This window comes from Rathayibacter sp. AY1C5, from assembly GCF_002931705.1.
Classification (GTDB): domain Bacteria; phylum Actinomycetota; class Actinomycetes; order Actinomycetales; family Microbacteriaceae; genus Rathayibacter.
The window spans coordinates 68228-82630 of the sequence record NZ_PSWD01000007.1 but is presented as its reverse complement, the minus strand read 5'-3'; the positions used below and the strand labels follow the sequence as shown (position 1 = coordinate 82630).

Below are 14403 nucleotides of genomic sequence, written 5' to 3'. Positions count from 1 at the left end.
GACGTTCTCCTCCGCTTCTGTGACAGGATCATCCGTATTCGCGCGTCCACTCCCGCGATCACCGACGGAAAGAGAAGTCATGTCCCCCAGCGAGCACGACGTCGTCGTGATCGGAGCCGGTGCCACCGGACTCACCGCGGCGCTCCGGCTGCAGCAGCACGGCCTCGACGTCGTCGTCGTCGAGGCGCGCGAGCGCGTGGGCGGGCGGCTCGAGACCCGCGTGGTCGACGGGCAGCTCCTCGAGCTCGGCGGCCAGTGGGTCTCGCCGGACCAGACGGCGCTCCTCGAGACCCTCGACGAGCTCGGCCTCGGCACCTACTCCCGCTACCGCGAGGGCGAGAGCGTCTACATCGGCGCCGACGGCTCCGCCCGCCGCTTCACCGGCGACATCTTCCCGGGGAGCGAGCGCACGGAGTCCGAGATCTCCCGCCTGATCGAGGTGCTCGACCGCCTCGTCGCCGAGACCGATCCGGCGGCGCCGTGGACGCACCCGCTCGCCCGCGACTACGACCGCGTCACCTTCGCCGCCTGGCTGGAGCAGCAGAGCGACGACGAGGAGGCGCGGGCCAACATCGCCCTCTTCCTCGCCGACGCCATGCTCACCAAGCCGGCGCACGCCTTCTCCCTCCTCCAGGCGCTCCTCATGGCCGCGAGCGCGGCGAGCTTCAGCAACCTGGTCGACGCCGACTTCATCCTCGACAAGCGCGTGATCGGCGGCCTCCAGCAGGTCCCGGAGCGGCTCGCCGAGCGCCTCGGCGCCGAGCGTGTCCTGCTCGGGCACCCGGTCCGCTCCGTCCGCTACGGCGACGACGGGGTCGAGGTGCGCGCCGACGGCGTCGTCCTCCGCGCCCGCCGTGCGATCGTCGCCGTGCCGCCGAACCTCGTCGGCCGCATCTCGTTCGACCCGCCGCTCCCGCGCCTGCGGCAGCAGGCCCTGCAGCACCAGTCGCTCGGCCTCGTGATCAAGGTGCACGCCACCTACGCCACGCCCTTCTGGCGCGCCGACGGCCTCTCCGGCACCGCGTTCAGCCCGCACTCGCTCGTGCACGAGGCCTACGACAACTCGAACCACGGGGAGGAGCGCGGCACCCTGGTCGGCTTCGTCTCGGACGAGAAGGCCGACCGCGTGCTCGCGCTCGACGAGGCGGTGCGGAAGGCCGCGATCCTCGACTCGCTCGCCGCCTACTTCGGCCCGGCCGCACTCGATCCGGTCGTCTACTACGAGAGCGACTGGGCGTCCGAGGAGTGGACGCAGGGCGCGTACGCCGCGAGCTTCGACCTGGGCGGGCTGACCCGGTACGGCGCGCTGCAGCTGGAGCCGGTGGGTCCGCTCCGCTTCGGCACGAGCGACCTCGCCGCCGAGGGCTACCAGCACGTCGACGGCGCCATCCGCGTCGGCAGGCGCCTGGCACAGGAGATCATCGACGAGGACGGCGCGACCGCACCGGCCCCCCAGCGCGAAGGAGCACAGCCCGCATGAGCACCCACTACGCCGTGATCGACCCGGCCACGGGGGAGACCCTCCGCGAGTACCCGACCCTCGGCGACGCCGAGCTGACCGCGGCGATCGGCTCGGCGCAGGACGCGTACTCCTCGTGGTCGCGAACCGTGCCCGTCACGACCCGCGCGGCGCTGATCGCCCGCGTGGCAGAGCTGCACGTCGAGCGCGCCGACGAGCTCGCGGCGATCATCGTCCGCGAGATGGGCAAGCCGCTCGACCAGGCGCAGGGCGAGGTCGGCTTCGCCGCCGACATCTACCGCTACTACGCCGAGAACGGCGAGGCCTTCCTCGCCGACGAGCCGATCGAGCTCGCCGAGGGCACCGGCTCCGCGCTGATCCGCCGCGCCGGGCTGGGCGTGCTGCTGGGCATCATGCCGTGGAACTTCCCCTACTACCAGGTGGCCCGCTTCGCCGGCCCGAACGTGGTCGCGGGCAACACGATCCTGCTCAAGCACGCGCCGCAGTGCCCGGAGTCGGCCGCCGCCATCGCCGACATGTTCCGCACCGCGGCCGAGGAGCTGGGTGCGCCCGCCGGCGTCTACGTGAACCTCTACGCCACGAACGAGCAGGCCGCGACCGTCATCGCCGACCCCCGGGTCCAGGGCGTCTCCGTCACCGGCTCCGAGCGGGCCGGCGCGGCCGTCGCGGAGCTCGCGGGCCGCCACCTGAAGAAGGTCGTGCTCGAGCTCGGCGGCTCCGACCCGTTCGTGCTCCTGTCGACCGACGACCTCGACAAGGCGGTCGAGGACGCGGTCGCCGCGCGCCTGGACAACAACGGCCAGTCCTGCAACGCCGCGAAGCGCTTCATCGTGATCGACGAGCTGTACGACGCGTTCGCCGAGAAGTTCACGGAGGCGTTCACCCGCGCCCAGCCGGCCGACCCGTTCGCGGAGGGCACCCTCCTCGGCCCGCTCTCCTCCTCCGCCGCGACGGAGCGACTCGAGGCGCAGCTGGCGGCCGCGCGCGAGCAGGGGGCCACCGTCCGCGCCAGCGGCGAGGTGACCGGCAACTTCTTCCCCCCCGCCGTGCTCGAGGGCGTCACGCCCGAGATGGACGCCTACCGCGAGGAGTTCTTCGGCCCCGTCGCCGCGCTCTACCGCGTCCGCGACGAGGACGAGGCGATCGCCCTCGCGAACGACACCCCCTACGGCCTCGGCTCCTACCTCTACACGACCGACCAGGAGCAGGCGCTGCGCCTGGCGGACCGGATCGACGCGGGGATGGTCTGGATCAACCTCGTCCTCGGCGACGCGGCCGAGCTGCCCTTCGGCGGCGTGAAGCGCTCGGGCACCGGCCGCGAGATGGGCCGCCCCGCCCTCGAGGAGTTCGTGAACAAGAAGCTCATCCGCATCGCGTGAGACGGGCGCGGGCCGGGCCCCGGAGTCGATCCGGAGCCCGGCCCGCAGCCGCTCGGCCTGCGCCCGCTCACTTTTTCGTCAGCGACGACTCCTTGTGCGCGGCCTTCGCGTCGGTCTTGTCGCTCTGCACGATCCAGTAGGGCTCGTCGTCCGAGGCGTTGAACTTCTGCCCCTCGAACTGGAACTCCTTCGTCTTCTTCTCGACCAGCTCGCCGTGGGTCTCGCCCTGCGAGGTGTTCCAGCTGATCTTGTCGCCCTTCTTCACGAGGCGGCTCCTCTCTCTCGGTCGCGCCGGAGCGCGGTGGTCCCCTCGCGCGGAAGCGCGATGGTGGTGGTGACGTCGACGATCGCCGGAGCGGCGGGCGCCGACGAGAAGCCGAACCGCACGGGCGGCGAGAGCGGGCGCAGCGGGCCGAGGTCCTCCTCCGCCAGCACCGCGTGGACGCCCTCGACGCGGCGGATCGCCCGCACGCCGTAGTACTCGCGGCGTCCGTGCCCGGCCGACCCGGCCGTGCTGACCCCGCGGACGAGCAGGGAGGCGACCGGCGAGATCGCGGTCAGCCATGCCGGGTGCTCGGCGAGCGGTCGTGGAACGATCCGCAGCAGCCGGCCGAGCGGAGTGAGACCGCCGAGCTCCAGTCGCACCGCGAGCGGTCCGGCCGCGACGGACAGGCCGCCCGCGATCCTCCGCCACGACACCGGCGCGATCCGCACCTCGTCGAACGCGTACGTCGACCCGATGAAGTCCGCGACCTCGCGGGTCGGTGCGATCAGGAGGCGGTGGCCGTCGCCGTCCTCGACCATCGCGTCGGCGAACGGGCCGAAGGGGGTGTCCTCCCAGAGGCCCAGCACGATCCTCGTGCCCGAGGACGTGCCGAACCCCGCGATGCGCCCGCCGAAGCGGAGGAGCCGCGGGGTCCGGCCGGTCATCAGGAGGCCGAGCGCAGCAGCGTGAACGAGCCGTCGCGGACGATCAGCGTGGTGACCTCGCCCTCGACGACCTGCTCCGGGTCGCTCGAGGCGGCCAGCGTCCACTCGGCGCCGGGCGCCTCGGGAACGGTGAACTCGACGCCGTTCTCCGCCGCGTTCAGCAGCAGGGCGAAGCTCGCGCTGCCCTCGTGCTCGAACACGAAGGTGATCGAGCGGGCGTCGGGGTTGTCCCAGTCCTCGTCGGCGAAGCCCTGCGCGTCGGAGCGGAGGATGTCGACCGTGTCGGGGCCGCCGTCGCCGGGGGCGCGGCGGAACCACTTCGGGCGCAGCGCCGGCTCCGCGGCGCGGAGGGCGATCAGCTCGCGGGTGAAGGCGAGCAGCTCGCGGTCCGCGTTCTCCCAGTCGAACCACGAGATCTCGTCGTCCTGGCAGTAGGCGTTGTTGTTGCCGCCCTGCGTGCGGGCGATCTCGTCGCCGCCCAGGATCATCGGCACGCCGGCCGAGAGCAGCAGCGTCGCGAGGAAGTTGCGGCGCATGCGGTCGCGGCGCTCGTTGACCGCCTCGTTCTCGGTCGGGCCCTCGGCGCCGTTGTTGGAGGAGCGGTTGTCGCTCTCGCCGTCGTTGTTGTCCTCGCCGTTGGCCGCGTTGTGCTTGCGCGAGTAGGCGGTGAGGTCGGCGAGGGTGAAGCCGTCGTGCGCGGTGACGAAGTTGATGCTGGAGACCGGCGAGCGGCGGTCGGCCTCGTACACGTCGGGGGAGCCGAGGACGCGCTGCGCGGTCGTGCCGAGCACCGAGTCGGCGCCGTTCCAGAAGTCGCGCACGTCGTCGCGGAACTTCCCGTTCCACTCCGACCAGTCCGCGGGGAAGCCGCCGACCTGGTAGCCGGCGGTGTCCCACGGCTCGGCGATCATCTTGACGGGCGCGAGCACCGGGTCCTGCGCGATCAGGTCGAGGAAGGCGCTGTGCACCTCGGCCTCACCGGTCTGGCGGGTGAGGGTGGTGGCGAGGTCGAAGCGGAAGCCGTCGATGTGCATCTCGGTCACCCAGTAGCGCAGCGAGTCCATGATCAGGCCGAGCGCGGCCGGGTGCGCGACGTTGAGGCTGTTGCCGGTGCCGGTGGTGTCGAAGTAGTTCGCGCGGTCCTCCTCCACCAGTCGGTAGTAGGAGCCGTTGTCGATGCCCTTGAACGAGAGGGTGGGGCCCTTGTCGTTGCCCTCGGCGGTGTGGTTGTAGACCACGTCGAGGATGACCTCGAGGCCGGCCTCGTGGAACGCCTTGACCATGGCCTTGAACTCGTCGACCTGCGAGCCGTCGTCGCCGGCGTGCGAGTACTCGTTGTGCGGCGCGAAGAAGCCGAGGGAGTTGTAGCCCCAGTAGTTGCGCAGGCCCTTCTCCTCGAGGTGCGAGTCCTGCACGAACTGGTGCACGGGGAGCAGCTCGACCGAGGTCACGCCCAGGTCGGTGAAGTGCTTGATCGCGGCGGGGTGCGCGAGGCCGCGGTAGGTGCCGCGGATGTCCTCGGGCACGTCGGGGTGCAGCTTCGTGAAGCCCTTCACGTGCACCTCGTAGACGACGGTCTCCTCGAGCGGGATGCGCGGCGCGGTGTCGCCGCTCCAGTCGAAGGAGTCGGGGTCGGTGACGACGCAGCGGGGGACCGCGTGCGCGGAGTCGGCGTCGTTGCGGGTGTCGGCGTCCTCGTAGAACTGGCCGAAGACGTCCTCGGACCAGGTGTACGAGCCCTCGATCGCGGTGGCGTGCGGGTCGAGGAGGAGCTTGGCGGCGTTGTGGCGGAGGCCGTTGGCGGGGTCCCAGGGGCCGTCGACGCGCAGCCCGTAGCGGGTGCCGATGCCCATCTCGGGGACGAGGCCGTGGAAGACGTGGCCGGTCCGCTCGGTGAGGGCGACGCGGGTCTCTGCTCCGGACTCGTCGAAGAGGCAGACCTCGACGCTGTCCGCGGTCTCGGAGTAGACGGCGACGTCGGCGCCGGCGTCGCCGCGGAGGGAGACGCCGAGGGGATACGGGAAGGAACGGGGGGATGCGGGCATGCGTCCATCCTGACCGGGCGGCTCCGGGAGCTTCGCGCCCTTGTCGCCGCGCCCGCCTCCCGCTAATCTTCCAGGCCCTCCCTTCGACACGGCGCCCTCCGCGGGCATATAGTCAGCTGGCTTACTAAATCGTCGGAGGAGAGCGTCGTGCGCAACCGCAAGTGGATCGGGCTGGTCGTCATCAGCCTCGGAGTGGCGACGATCATCGTCGACTCGACCATCGTCAACGTCGCCATCCCGTCGATCGTCGCCGATCTCGGGATCACCTCGACCCAGGTGCAGTGGGTGCAGGAGTCGTACACGCTCGTGTTCGCCGCGCTCCTGCTGGTCTTCGGCACCCTCGCCGACCGCTGGGGCCGGCGCCGCATGCTGATCGTCGGCGTCTCGCTCTTCGCGCTCTCCTCCGTCGCGGCGGCCCTCGCTCCGACCGGCGACCTGCTGATCCTCTCCAGGGTCGTGCAGGGCGTCGGAGGAGCGATGGTGCTGCCGACGACCCTCTCGCTGATCAACGCCACCTTCCGCGGGCGCGAGCGCGCCATCGCCTTCGCCGTCTGGGGCTCGACCATCGGCGGCATGACCGCGGTCGGCCCGCTGCTCGGCGGCTGGCTCACCACCGACTTCTCCTGGCGCTGGGCGTTCGGCATCAACATCCCGCTCGGCGTGATCATCGTGGTCGGAGCGCTGCTGTTCGTCGACGAGTCGCGGCAGCCCGACGGGCGGAGGGTCGACCTCGTCGGCGCCGCGCTCTCGATCATCGCCTCCGCCTCCCTGGTGTTCGCCCTCATCGAGGGGCGCACCCTCGGCTGGTGGGGCGTCGACGAGCGCCTGAGCGTCGGCGGCTGGAGCTGGCCGCTCGGTCTCTCGCCGGTCCCGATCGCGTTCGCCGTCGCGGTGCTCGCCGGGGTCGCCTTCGTCCTCTGGGCGCGGGCCCGCGAGCGCGCCGGGCGCTCGGCGATGCTCGCGATCGGGCTCTTCCGCCTCGCCTCGTTCCGCAACGGCAACCTCGCCGCGATGATCGTCTCGCTCGGCGAGTTCGGGATCATCCTGGCGCTGCCGATCTGGCTCCAGAGCGTCCTCGGCTACACGGCCGTGCAGACCGGCCTGGTGCTCCTCGCGCTCGCGCTCGGCTCCTTCGTCGCCTCGGGCTTCGCCGGCGCCTTCGGCAACAGGGTCGCGCCGGTGCTGATCGTGCGGGTGGGTCTCGCGGCCGAGATCGTCGGCGTCGCGGGCATCGGCCTGGTCGTCTCCGACTCCACCCCGTGGTGGGCCCTCGTCCCGTTCCTCGCCGTCTACGGCTTCGGCGTCGGCCTCGCGACGGCGCAGCTGACCGGGGTCGTGCTCCGGGACGTGCCCGTCGAGCTCAGCGGGCAGGGCTCGGGCACGCAGTCGACCGCGCGGCAGATCGGCTCGGCGCTGGGCATCGCCGTGCTCGGGACGATCCTCTACACCTCGACCGCGGGGGTCCTCACGACCTCGCTCGAGCAGCAGGGCCTCCCCGCGGAGCAGGTCGCGAGCACCGTCGACGCGGTGGTCGACTCCTCCGGCGCCGCGATCGCCGGGCTGGCCGCCTCACCGGACACCGCCGACGCGGCCCGGGCGGCGGGCGAGGCGTTCTCGGACGGCACCCGCTACGCGGCCTTCGCCGCCGCCGGGTTCCTCGCCGTCGGCTTCCTGGCCACGCTCTCGCTCGGCCGCCCGGCAGAGGAGGAGGAGCCGGAGGTCAGCTCAGCGGAGCCGAGTCGTCGGCGGTGAAGACGATCTTGCCGATCGTGCGGTCGGCGCCGGTCGCTCGGCGCGACAGCACGTCGACGACGTCGCCCAGCGGATGCACGGCGCCCGGCCGGGGCCGCAGCTCGCCGGAGGTGGCGAGCGAGACCGCGCGCCCGATCCGCTCCGCCGTCGCCACCACGATCATGTTGCGCACCCGCGGGCGGTCACGGCGGACGAGGCCCGTCGCCTGCGAGACCAGCGCCGGACCGCTCGGCACCAGCGTCGCGATGCGCCCGCCCTCGGCCAGGAGGATCGCCGCGTCGTCGACCGGCAGGTGGCCGGAGACGTCGACGACCACGTCGAAGCGGCCGCCCAGCACCCCGAGGTCGAGCGCGCGGTAGTCGTGCGGCTCGGCGCCGAGCGAGCGGAGCAGGTCGGCGGAGGCGGCCGAGCCGGTGGCCGCGACCGTGCAGCCCGCCCGCACCAGCAGCTGGATCGTCGGATCGCCGATGGCTCCCGAGCCGCCGCTGACGAGGACGCGCTCGCCGGCGCGCACGTGCAGTGCGTCCACCAGGCCCACCGCGGTGCCGCCCGACATCGCGAGCGTGACGGCCTCGACGAAGCCGAGGGAGTCGGGCATCGGGACGAGCGAGCGGCTGCGCGCGATGGACGCGTCGGCGAAGGCGTCGCCGTCGCGGGTCATCCCCACCACGCGGTTGCCGATCGCGACCGAGTGCGACCCCGGGCCGAGCGCCTCGACGGTGCCGGCGATGTCGAGGCCGAACCCGTAGGGACGGGAGCGGCCGACGGCCATGATCCGCGCGGAGCCGGACAGGATCTTCTCGTCGGTCGCGTTGATGCTCGCCGCGCGTGTGCGCACCAGGACCTCGCCGCGACCCGGCATGGGCACCGGCGCTTCCCGCCACGAGAGCAGATCGGGCCCGCCGAACCTGTCGTACCCGAGTCGTCGCATGTCGCTCCCGTCGTCCGTGCCAGCCCCCCGAGCCTAAGGCGTGGCCGCTGAGCGGAGGCGTCGCGGGCGCCCGGCGGAACCCCCTCCGGTGCCCGCGGGCCCGGTGCTACCGTGGCGGCCATGAGCGCAGACGACAGCCCCGAGTTCGCAGGCTTCGAGGCCACCCCCTCCACCGATGCGGAGAAGGCCGACGACGTCCGTCCCGCCGACGCCGAGGTCGAGGAGAACACGACGGCCGACGAGAGCCGCGACCCGGACCACGGCTACGACCCGATGAGCGAGAGCGGCTCCGAGAACGCCCCCGAGGACGAGGTCGGCCCCCGCGAGGACGAGGAGGGCCTGCTTCCCCCCGGCAGCACCGCCGAGGGAGCCGGCACCGCGCTCGGCGCCGACGCCGTCGAGGGCGGCGAGCCCCTGGGAGAGAACGCGAGCGCCGGCACCCCCGGCCAGCTCGCCGACGAGCGCTGGCGCACCAACGGCATCAACCCGCTGGGTTGAGCCGTCTTCCGCGGCGGGCGGGGACCGCCGCGGTAACGAACACCGCCGGTCGCGACCCGCTCCACCTGCCCGGCCGCCTGCAGGAGCCGACCGCGCCGCGGCGGGCGGGGACCGCCGCGGGATCGAACACCGCCTGAGGCGAACCGTCGAAACGCGTTCCAGCGTTTCGGCGTAGCCGGACGCGACACGCTCCACCTGCCCGGCCTTTCCTGGGAGCAGACCGCGCCGCGGCGGGCGGGGACCGCCGCGGGAGTGAACACCGCACACAGCTGGCGTTCCGGTTGCTCGGAGGAGGAGCAGGGGTGAGCGCCGTAGCGTTCCGGGAGCGCGGCACGCCGGTCGCGCGGACGGGGAGTCCCATGTCGTTGTTCCTGAACCGCACTCGTGAGGTCCGATGGACCGAGGACGAGAGGCGGGCGCTGGCCGAGGCGGTGGCGGAGGACCGGGCCGACGCCTGGCGCGGAGTGGGTGCGCTGGATCGCACCGTCGTCGTCTCGACCGAGGATCCCGGCGTCCGCGGCGGCGCGCGCTGGCCCACCGATCACCGTGCGTTCCTGCGCGTCGACCGCGGCGCCTCCGTGGTGCTCGCTACCGACGGGCTGAGCGATCCCTTCGACCGGCTCGCGCATCCCGGCACCGGTCTCGGCCTCGAGCTGTGCCTCGAGACGTCCGCCGTCCGCGGCGTCCCCACCGCCGAGCTCTGGAACCACTGGCACTTCCGCCTGCTGTACGAGGCCGCCCGACGGGCCGCCCTCCAGGGGGTGTGCTGCCGCAGCTCCCTCGACACGGCGCGGCTCGCGAACGTCGCGGCGCCGCCCGCCTGGACCGACGAGCAGGGCACCGTCGGCGTCCTCCTGGGCCTGCGCAGCCCCGGCCTGCCCGAGCGGCTCGACCTGGCGACCGGTTACGCCGACCTGGTCACCCTCACGCCGCTGCGGCCGCAGGAGCACGCCCGGGCCTCGGTCGACGCGGGGGCCCTTGCCGAGATCGCCGACCGCCTCCGGGCCCTGCCGCACGAGGAGCTCGTGCACACGGCCCGGCCGCTCGTGGTCTGAGGAGCGTCGCGGCTCAGGAGCCCTCGGCGGGCTCCGGCACCACGGTCATCTCGCCGGTGTTGTTCGCGCTCGCGATGAACTGCTCGATCCACAGGCGGTTCAGCGACGGGCGCTTGCTGCCGTGGAACCGGAAGTGCAGCGGAGTCGTCGGGTGCACCCAGACGGAGCTGCGGCCGTAGCCGGACGACTCCGGCTCGCTCCAGGAGAGGCTGAACGATTCGTTCCGCCGCATCTTGGTGAACATCGCGACCTTGAGGTGCGCGAGGAGCCGGTCCTCGAAGTCGATCTCGAGTGATTGCGGTCCGTAGATCAGTCGTCCCATTGTCTCCGCCGTGAAGTCGTGCCGACGCGCCGGAGTCCCGGACGGCGTCGCGGGCTCCGTGAGCTCGGGAGCCGCCACGGAGAGGATACCGATCCTGCGACCCGGAGGGGTGACACGGCTTTCGCCTCCGCCGGCCGAGGGCGGGATCACCCCGTCAACGACGGACGCCCCGCCGACCGGATCCGGGGATCCTGGTCGACGGGGCGTCGGAAGTCGGAGATTACTCGCCGACGCCGCGGATGTTCGCGGCCTGCGGGCCCTTGCGGCCCTGCTCGACGTCGTACTCGACGTGCTGGTTCTCGACGAGCTCGCGGTAGCCCTGCTTCGCGATGGCGGAGAAGTGCGCGAACACGTCGGCGCCTCCGTCGTCGGGAGCGATGAAGCCGAAGCCCTTTTCGGAGTTGAACCACTTAACGGTGCCAGTAGGCATTTCTTTTCCTTATGTGTTAATGACGCCGACCGAGGCCGGCGTCGTCAGAGTCCGCACGAGTGTGCGGTACCCGCTCGACTCGGCCTCCGCGGGTGAAACACGCGTCTGCCGGAGTCGTCCGGGTCGTCTAGGGGCTGAGCTCGCGCCTCCGGGGGAGGGCGGCTCTGCGGGGGAGAACGTCCCGCGGACCGGGCGAGCCGGTGGAGCGGGGGTCGAACGAGGAACGGCGCGGCTTCCGCGGCGTCCTGTGAAGGGCGGTACCCGCGTGCGAGGCGGGCGTTCGAACCGGACGACCGAGGACGATGCTCTCGGTCGGTGCGGTCTCTATCAGGGGCTGAGTCTCTTCGTCGTCGTGCGACTTCTCAGCCGTGGAATTCGGGCGATCGCCCAGGAGATGTCTCGACTCTACGGGATCACTGCCCCCGAGCGCGACCGCCCGCGTCAGACGGCGCGCCGATCCGCGTGCGCGAGGCGGCCGGAATCGCTGTCCGGGCGGGTCGCGGTGTGCCACGATACGACTCGGATCGCGCCGTTCCCCGCCACAGCCTCCCCGCCACCGTCGCCCCGGAACGAGCCCGGAGCCCGTCCTCCCGAGGTCACCGTGCCCCTGCCTCCCCGGCCCGCCGACGCCGCGGTGCTGCTGCGCGAGCAGCGCGAGGTCGGCGTGCTCTGCGCCCGGCGGGCGGGCGGGGTGCTGACCGCCGCCTCCGCGCTGCACCTGCTCGCCCTGACGCCCGCGCAGCTGACCACGGTGCTGCCGAGCCTGGCGCTGCTGGTCGTCTCGGCGCTCGTGCAGCTCGCGCCCGGCCGATCGGTCGCGACCGGAACGAGGGCCGTGATCCTGGGATCCGCGCTGGACGTCGCGGCACTCGCCGCCTTCCTCTCGCCGGGCGTCGACGCCTCCCTCCGCGCCGTTCTGGGCGGGATCACGATGCTCGCCTCGATGGCGCTGCCGTGCGCGCTGCTCGCCGTCGGCTCCTGGCGGGGCATGCCGTGGGCCGCGGTCCTCGCGCTGCTCCCGGTCCTCGCCCTCGGCGCGGCGGCGACGGGCGCGTCCGGGCGCGCTCCCTTCGTCCTGATCTCGGTCGTCGTCTGCTGGGCGCTGCTGCTGACCGCCGCGCGGTGGCTCGCGGGCAGCGTCGCGCGTGCGCACGTCGGCACCGCCCGCCTCCGGACCGCCCACGACGCCGAGCGCCGCTCGAGCGAGAGCGAGTCCCGGCACCGCGCCGACGCGCGGCTGATGCACGACACGATCCTGGCGACGCTGACGCTGGTGGCGCACCGGGGGGAGGGCGTGCCCGCTCCCGTGCTGCGCGACCGGGCCGCCGCCGACCTGGCCCTCCTGCGCGGTCTGGAGACGGTGGAGGAGCCGGACCCGGACGGGGCGGCCGGGGTGCCGGAGGCGCTCCTCGCGCTCGGTCGGCGGTCGGCGGCGGTGGGCGTGGAGGTGCGCTGGCACGGCGGAGCGCAGCCGCGGATCCGACCGGAGGTGCTCGACGCCGTGGTGCGCGCGACCGGGGAGTGCCTCGAGAACGTGCGGCGCCACTCCGGAGCGGCCCTGGCCCACGTGAGCGTGGCGGAGGAGGCGGGCACGCTCCGCGTCGTCGTCTCGGACGAGGGGCGCGGTTTCGACCCGGCCGCGGTGGCGGCCGGACGCCTCGGCCTCGCGGAGTCGGTCGTCGGCCGGATCGAGGCGGTGGGCGGCACGGTCCGGGTCTTCTCGGCGCCCGGGTCCGGCGCGACCGTGCTGCTGAGCGTGCCGCTGTGAGCGGGTCGCGGCAGGAGGAGGGGACGCTCCTGGAGCTGGTCCGGGCGGCGGACAGGAGCCCGGGCGCGCTGTGGAGCATCCGCGAGCGCCTCACCCGGCCGAACCGCCTGAGCGGGAGCTACCTCGGGCTGGGCTTCCTCACGATGGCGGTGCTGCTCGACATCCGCGGAGTGATCTCGTACCTCTGGTCCCTCGACGCGCGGTCCGCGACCTGGCTGAGCGGACTCTCCTGGCTGCTGGTCGTCGTCGCGAGCGCGGTGGGGGTCTCGATCGCCCTCCGCCGCCACGGCGAGCTGCCGCGCCGGGCCTTCGCGGGCGTCCTCGCTGTGGACGTGGCCGCGCTGCTGCTCGAGTTCGCCGACCACGCCCTGCCGACACCGGCTCCGATGTACTACCCGTCGGTCTGCGTGGGAGTGGGCGCGGGCGTGATCGCGCTGATCACCTTCCAGCCGCTCTCGCGCTCGTTCCTCGCCCTGGTGGTCCTGGTCGGGCTCACGGCGCTCGGCCTCGTCGGCCAGGCGCTCCTCGGCGACGGAGGCGCCGCCCTCGCGGTGAGCAACGTCCTCCTCGCCGTCGCGCCCGCGGCCGTGTGCGTCGTCGTGCTCACCTCGCTCGACCAGTACGTGCGGCGCACGCTCGACCGCAGCCTGGCCGACGGCACCGTCCACGCCGCGGACGACGAGTTCTCGCAGGTGGACGCCCGCATCGAGGAGCTCCTCGAGCGGGTCCGGACGCCGGTGCCGCTGGACGAGGAGCTGGGCGAGCGGGCGCGGGTGCTCGGAGACGAGCTCCGCGAGGCGCTCGCCCGCAGCCACGACCGCACCTGGCTGAGGATCGCGGTGGAGGAGTCGGCGCTGCTGTCCTCCGCTGTCGCGCTCGACGATCCGAGCGGGGCCGCGGCGCTGCTGGCCCCGCTCGACCGCTCGCGGCTGCTCTCGGTGCTCTGGCTGCTCACCGCCCCCGCGGGGAGGATTCCGCTCGCCGTCCGCCTGGAGCCGGGCCAGGGCGGCGGGGTGGAGCTCGCCCTGGTCGCCGCGGGCATCCGCACCCGCGACCTCGACCGCTCGGTCTGGGGCATCCTCAGCGAGCTCGGCGAGTACCGCACGACGACCGACCACGGCGCGACGAGGATCCTCGTCGCCCACCGGCCCCGGAGGAGGACGACGACATGAGCGACGAGCCCGCGATCACGCTGGCCATCCTCGACGACCACCCGATCCTGCTGGCGGCGCTGGCGGAGTGGATCCGCCGCTCGGGCACGGACATCCGCGTGGCGGCGACGGCCGGCACCTGGACGGACCTGCTCGCGCACCCGGCCTTCCCGACCGACGTGGTGCTGCTCGACATCGACCTCGGCGACGAGCTCGACCTCGCCATGAAGATCCGGATCATCGCGGCCGCCGGCGCCGCCACGATCATCATCAGCACGCACTCCGAGCCGGGGACGATCAGCCGGGCGCTCGAGGCCGGAGCGCACGGCTACGTGGTCAAGAGCGAGCGGACCGAGACGATCCTCGCGGCGATCCGGGCGGCGGCGCGCGACGAGCGCTTCCTGACGGCGCAGACGCGGGAGCTGCTCGGGGCAGACCGCCCGGGCACCCTGACGCACCGCGAGCGGGAGATCGTCCGCCTCTTCGTCGACGGGATGCCGCTGAAGCAGGTCGCCACGCTCCTCGGCATCACCCAGGACGCCGCGCGGAGCTCGCTGCGCAGCGCCCGGGGCAAGTACCGGGCGGAGGGGCTGGCCGTCGGCACGAAGATCTCGCTCCGCCGGCAGGCGCTGCGCGACGGGATCGTCGAGCGCTAGGCGCGC

Annotated in this window: 14 protein-coding genes; 8 read left to right on the top strand and 6 right to left on the bottom strand. The window is 73.2% G+C overall.

All coding sequences use genetic code 11. From position 1 onward, the window contains the following. Positions 1-79: 79 nt before the first annotated feature. Both C5C57_RS08130 and C5C57_RS08125 read left to right on the top strand, forming a co-directional pair. A complete protein-coding gene (locus tag C5C57_RS08130; RefSeq protein ID WP_104246958.1) occupies positions 80-1480 on the top strand; it encodes an NAD(P)/FAD-dependent oxidoreductase in 1401 nt (466 codons plus the stop codon). Next, positions 1477-2859, top strand: a complete 1383-nt coding sequence (locus tag C5C57_RS08125) for an NAD-dependent succinate-semialdehyde dehydrogenase (RefSeq protein ID WP_104246957.1) — start codon at positions 1477-1479, stop codon at positions 2857-2859. The genes C5C57_RS08130 and C5C57_RS08125 overlap by 4 nt, the downstream gene beginning before the upstream one ends. A gap of 67 nt (positions 2860-2926) precedes the next feature. On the opposite strand, the gene C5C57_RS08120 is transcribed toward C5C57_RS08125, so the two are convergent. Genes C5C57_RS08120 through glgX form a run of 3 tightly spaced genes read right to left on the bottom strand, consistent with a single transcriptional unit; the run spans position 2927 to position 5834 of the window. Then, on the bottom strand, positions 2927-3124 hold the full coding sequence (locus C5C57_RS08120) for a DUF2945 domain-containing protein (protein ID WP_056866275.1): 198 nt from the start codon (positions 3122-3124) through the stop codon (positions 2927-2929). After that, entirely contained in the window at positions 3121-3789 is a 669-nt protein-coding gene (locus C5C57_RS08115; protein ID WP_104246956.1) for a hypothetical protein, read from the bottom strand. The genes C5C57_RS08120 and C5C57_RS08115 overlap by 4 nt, the downstream gene beginning before the upstream one ends. Beyond that, the gene (gene glgX / locus C5C57_RS08110) at positions 3789-5834 is read right to left on the bottom strand and encodes a glycogen debranching protein GlgX (protein ID WP_104246955.1); all 2046 of its coding nucleotides are present in this window, start codon (positions 5832-5834) and stop codon (positions 3789-3791) included. Before glgX ends, C5C57_RS08115 begins: the two co-directional genes overlap by 1 nt. 147 nt (positions 5835-5981) lie before the next feature. Here glgX and C5C57_RS08105 point away from each other — a divergent pair, with 147 nt between their 5' ends. Next, a complete protein-coding gene (locus tag C5C57_RS08105; RefSeq protein WP_104246954.1) occupies positions 5982-7586 on the top strand; it encodes a DHA2 family efflux MFS transporter permease subunit in 1605 nt (534 codons plus the stop codon). Here C5C57_RS08105 and C5C57_RS08100 read toward each other — a convergent pair. Further along, a complete protein-coding gene (locus C5C57_RS08100; protein WP_104246953.1) occupies positions 7555-8517 on the bottom strand; it encodes an NADP-dependent oxidoreductase in 963 nt (320 codons plus the stop codon). The two genes, C5C57_RS08105 and C5C57_RS08100, sit on opposite strands and share 32 nt — an antisense overlap. Before the next feature lie 120 nt (positions 8518-8637). Here C5C57_RS08100 and C5C57_RS08095 point away from each other — a divergent pair, with 120 nt between their 5' ends. Beyond that, positions 8638-9015, top strand: a complete 378-nt coding sequence (locus tag C5C57_RS08095; RefSeq protein ID WP_104314845.1) for a hypothetical protein — start codon at positions 8638-8640, stop codon at positions 9013-9015. A 359-nt stretch (positions 9016-9374) separates the two neighbouring features. Further along, positions 9375-10070 carry a hypothetical protein gene (locus C5C57_RS08090; protein ID WP_104246952.1) on the top strand — a complete coding sequence of 232 codons (696 nt, stop codon included), beginning with the start codon at positions 9375-9377 and terminating at the stop codon, positions 10068-10070. A gap of 13 nt (positions 10071-10083) precedes the next feature. Here the strand turns inward: C5C57_RS08090 and C5C57_RS08085 are convergent, their stop codons facing one another. Both C5C57_RS08085 and C5C57_RS08080 read right to left on the bottom strand, forming a co-directional pair. Next, on the bottom strand, positions 10084-10392 hold the full coding sequence (locus C5C57_RS08085; RefSeq protein WP_104226101.1) for a hypothetical protein: 309 nt from the start codon (positions 10390-10392) through the stop codon (positions 10084-10086). Positions 10393-10612: 220 nt separating this feature from the next. Continuing rightward, a complete protein-coding gene (locus C5C57_RS08080) occupies positions 10613-10822 on the bottom strand; it encodes a cold-shock protein (RefSeq protein WP_055786246.1) in 210 nt (69 codons plus the stop codon). A gap of 601 nt (positions 10823-11423) precedes the next feature. Here C5C57_RS08080 and C5C57_RS08075 point away from each other — a divergent pair. The 3 genes from C5C57_RS08075 to C5C57_RS08065 are packed head-to-tail and all read left to right on the top strand — an operon-like array spanning position 11424 to position 14397. Continuing rightward, positions 11424-12590 carry a sensor histidine kinase gene (locus C5C57_RS08075; protein ID WP_104246951.1) on the top strand — a complete coding sequence of 389 codons (1167 nt, stop codon included), beginning with the start codon at positions 11424-11426 and terminating at the stop codon, positions 12588-12590. Next, the gene (locus tag C5C57_RS08070) at positions 12587-13762 is read left to right on the top strand and encodes a hypothetical protein (RefSeq protein WP_104246950.1); all 1176 of its coding nucleotides are present in this window, start codon (positions 12587-12589) and stop codon (positions 13760-13762) included. Before C5C57_RS08075 ends, C5C57_RS08070 begins: the two co-directional genes overlap by 4 nt. Continuing rightward, positions 13759-14397 carry a response regulator gene (locus C5C57_RS08065; protein ID WP_104246949.1) on the top strand — a complete coding sequence of 213 codons (639 nt, stop codon included), beginning with the start codon at positions 13759-13761 and terminating at the stop codon, positions 14395-14397. Before C5C57_RS08070 ends, C5C57_RS08065 begins: the two co-directional genes overlap by 4 nt. Positions 14398-14403: the final 6 nt, after the last annotated feature.